The sequence below is a fragment of the Thermus tenuipuniceus genome (assembly GCF_002964845.1).
Lineage (GTDB): Bacteria > Deinococcota > Deinococci > Deinococcales > Thermaceae > Thermus > Thermus tenuipuniceus.
This window is the reverse complement of the sequence record NZ_KZ672980.1, coordinates 1-995: the sequence shown is the minus strand read 5'-3', so window position 1 is coordinate 995 and position 995 is coordinate 1. Positions and strand designations below refer to the sequence as shown.

At 66.4% G+C, this 995-nt stretch carries 1 pseudogene; it reads right to left on the bottom strand.

Annotation, left to right across the window (positions count from 1 at the left end):
• Positions 1 to 213: 213 nt before the first annotated feature.
• Positions 214 to 995 (bottom strand): annotated as a pseudogene (locus C2847_RS06050) (DUF11 domain-containing protein); the annotation flags it as partial.

Here is a 995-nt window from a genome sequence, read left to right as displayed (position 1 = left end):
GCTGGTGAAGCGGCTGGCGAGGGCCGCGTAAGGTGAGGTGGGAGACTTTTACGACAGCCTCTTAGGTGTCCGCGCATAGATCTTGCCCCACTTCCCCCTCCAAGTGCTCCCGCAACTCCTTCAAAGTTTCCTCCACCGCCCTCCGCAACCCCTCAACCCTCCCGTGTGGCAGGGTGGTCCGGCCCAGGCCCAGGTGNCGCCGCGGGGGGGCACTTAGCGTATCTGCACCCGGTAGCACACCTCTCCCGATCCTCCAGGAGCCACCGTTCCCACCTGCACCCGCACCACGCCCCCAGCCACCTCCCCCTCATCGCCATCCGAAGCGGCAGTTAGGTAAAGGGTGCTCCCGCCATGGGTCCAGCGAATGGCCTTCCCCCCGTAGTCCCCCACCGCAAGCACCGGGTCTGTGAAGTAAGGCAGCGGGTCCGTGAGGACGAAGGCGCTCACCGGATGAGTGCCCAGGTTCCGGTAGGCGATGCAGTATTCCAGCACCTCCCCAGGACGTCCCTGCCCCATGGCGGCAAAGGGCGTATTCTGGGTCACGTTCCGCACCCGCTTCTCCAAACGCACCTCACCCCCCACCACCTGCAGGGTGTCCGTGAGGGTGTCCGCCTCCCGGACGCCTGGGCGGTTAGCCCAAGCCAGCTCTGCCTTCACCAAGGCAATATCCATGGAGCCCATGGGCTCCCCAGCAGGCACCAAGGCCCGCACCTCCACCTGGCAGGCTTTGAGGCTGCCGTCAGCCTCCCTGGGCCAGGCACTACCTACGGCAAAGGTGTAGGGGAAGGGAGCCCAGTCTTCCCCAGGACCGAAGACCCCATCGCAGTCCAGGTCCACCCGCACCTGGTAGGTGTAGCGGGGGGTGGGCGGGGTGGAGAGGAAGAGGGTAACAGTCCCCAGGGTGCCCGGACGGTACCAGTGGGCGAAGGTGTAGGTACCCGGCGAGGAGGTCTGTCCGGAGCCATCCGGGTAGAGGCGGCTATCCCGCACCACCC